At 67.1% G+C, this 2,449-nt stretch carries 1 protein-coding gene and 1 pseudogene; one reads left to right on the top strand and one right to left on the bottom strand.

Features of this window, described 5'->3' with window-relative positions; all coding sequences use genetic code 11:
• Nucleotides 1-1,667, top strand: a pseudogene (locus JOY90_RS27670) (hypothetical protein); the annotation flags it as partial.
• 25 nt (nt 1,668-1,692) lie between these two features.
• Here the strand turns inward: JOY90_RS27670 and JOY90_RS27665 are convergent.
• On the bottom strand, nt 1,693-2,449 hold a 757-nt coding region (locus JOY90_RS27665), incomplete at its 5' end, for an efflux RND transporter permease subunit (RefSeq protein WP_291694277.1).

The following is a 2,449-nucleotide window of genomic DNA, read 5'->3' as shown; positions in this document are numbered from 1 at the left end:
CGGCCACCCTGCATGACTCGTTGATGGCGCGACTGGATCGGATGTCCACGGTCAAGCAGGTGGCCCAGTTGGCCGCCGTGATCGGCCGCGTCTTCACGCTGGAGCTGTTGGCGGCCGTAGCATCGCACTCCGCGCGCGAGTTGGGCGAGGCGCTGGAAAAGCTGGTCGCGGCCGAGGTGCTCTATCGCGCGGACCGTCCCCCGCAAGTCGTGTACGAGTTCAAGCACGCGCTCTTGCAGGATGTCGCGTACCAGTCGCTGCTGAAATCCTCGCGTCAGCAATATCACCTGCGTCTCGCGCGGGTGCTGGAGGAACGGTTCCCGACGATCGTGCAAGTGCAACCCGAGTTGGTCGCGCATCACTACACCGAGGCCGGCCAGGCGCAAGCCGCGATCACCCACTGGCTGGCGGCAGCGCGACGGGCCACGCAGCGCTCCGCCAATCTCGAGGCCATCGCGCAACTCCGCCGTGGGCTGGCACTGCTCGATGCATTGCCCGACATGGCCGAGCGCCGCCGCCAGGAGCACCAGTTGCGTCTGACGATGATCGCGCCGCTCATCGCGGCCAAGGGCTACGCCTCCGCCGAGATCGAGGAAACCTGCGGCCAGGTGGTTCGCCTCAGCGAGGAGATCGGCGACGTCAGCGCCATCTTTCCGGCCTTGTCGGGTCGACATGCATCTGAGTCTGTCACCGGCCAAATTGACCGGGCCAGGCGCCACGCCGAGGAATTAATGCGTCTGGCGAAGCGATATCCGCACAGCGACGGCGAGGCTTTCGCGGGAAGGATACTCGGAAGCGCGACCCTGCTAAATGGTGATTCCACGTCAGGCCGGGTGCTGCTTGAGGAGACGCTCGGAAAATACGACGCCGACCGGGATCGTTCGTCCGCCTTCGTCTATGGGCACGACCACTTCGCGACCTGCGCGTCCTATCTATGCCTCGCGCTGTGGCATCAGGGCGAGATCGCGCGGGCCGAGGAGTACAAGGAGCGGGCGATCGCACACGCACGATCACTGTCGCATATGAACACGCTGTGCCTGGCACTGGCGTTCACTGGCGGGTACTTCCCTGGTCTGTGTCGCGATGGGGAGGCGGTCGCGCGGGTTGCCGCCGAGATTCTGGCGCTTGCCTCCGAACACAAGCTGCCGCTCTGGTCCGCGGCCGGCACGGTGCTGATGGGGCACGCGCTCGCCGAGCAAGATCGCGACCGCGATGGCGTCGCGCACATGCAGGCGGGCCTGGCCGGGCTGCAAGCGATCAACATCCGCATTTTCAGTCCCCTGTTCCTCGCGTGGCAGGCCGCCGCCCAGCTTCGCTGCGGGCAGATACGCGAGGGCATGGCCGCGATCGACGAGGCGTTCGAGATCGGCAAGGGCGGAGAGCACTGGATGGACGCTGAGCTTCATCGTCTGCGCGGCGAGTTGATCCTGGCATCGTCGGCGGACAGCCCGGAGAAAGCCGAAGAGAGCCTTCGCGCCGCGCTCGGCGTCGCCCAGGCGCAGCGCTCGAAGACCTTGGAACTTCGTGCCGCCATCGGTCTGGCCCGGTTCTATGGCACTTATGCGGCTGGACGAGAGGTGCTTGCGCCGGTCTTGGATTGGTTCGGCGATGATCCGGACATGCGTGACGTGACCGAGGCAAGGCTCCTCCTGCAATCCCTGTCGTGAGCGGCAAGGATCGAGTAAGCCGCCCCTACTCAGCCGCCGCCCCCATCTTCGCCGCCAGCGTCGGCACGGCAAGGGCGCGGCGCGGGGCCAGCCAATGCTGGAGGCGGTCGAGGTAAAGGTAGATCACCGGCGTCGTGTACAGCGTCAGCACCTGCGAGAGGGCCAGGCCGCCGACCATGGCGAAGCCGAGCGGCCGGCGCAACTCCGAGCCCGCGCCGTGCCCGAGCATCAAGGGCAGGCCCGAGAGCATCGCCGCCATCGTGGTCATCAGGATCGGCCGGAAGCGCAGCAGGCAGGCCGTGCGGATCGCCTCCAGCGGCGACAGCCCGTCGCGGCGCTCGGCGGTGATGGCGAAGTCTACCATCATGATGCCGTTCTTCTTGACGATGCCGATGAGCAGGATGATGCCGATGAGCGCGATCACCGACAAGTCGTAGCCGCCCGCCATCAGCGCGAGCAGCGCGCCGACGCCCGCCGAGGGCAGCGTGCTCAGGATGGTCAGCGGCAGGATGTAGCTCTCGTACAGCACGCCGAGGATCACGTACACCGTGATCAGCGCCGCCGCGATCAGGTAGGGCTGGCCGGCGAGCGCGCTCTGAAACGCCTGCGCGGTGCCCTGAAACGTGCCCTGCACAGTCGCGGGCGCGCGCATCTCGACCATCGCCGCCTTGATCGCGTCCACCGCCTGGCCGAGCGCCGCGCCCTTGGCGAGGTTGAAGGAGATCGTCACCGCCGGGAACTGGCTCTGGTGGCTGATCGAGAGGGGCTGCACCGGCGCCGTG

Source organism: Bradyrhizobium sp. (assembly GCF_019242285.1).
Classification (GTDB): Bacteria; Pseudomonadota; Alphaproteobacteria; order Rhizobiales; family Xanthobacteraceae; genus Bradyrhizobium.
Note: the sequence above shows the minus strand (reverse complement) of the source record. Positions and strands in the feature narration are given on the sequence as shown.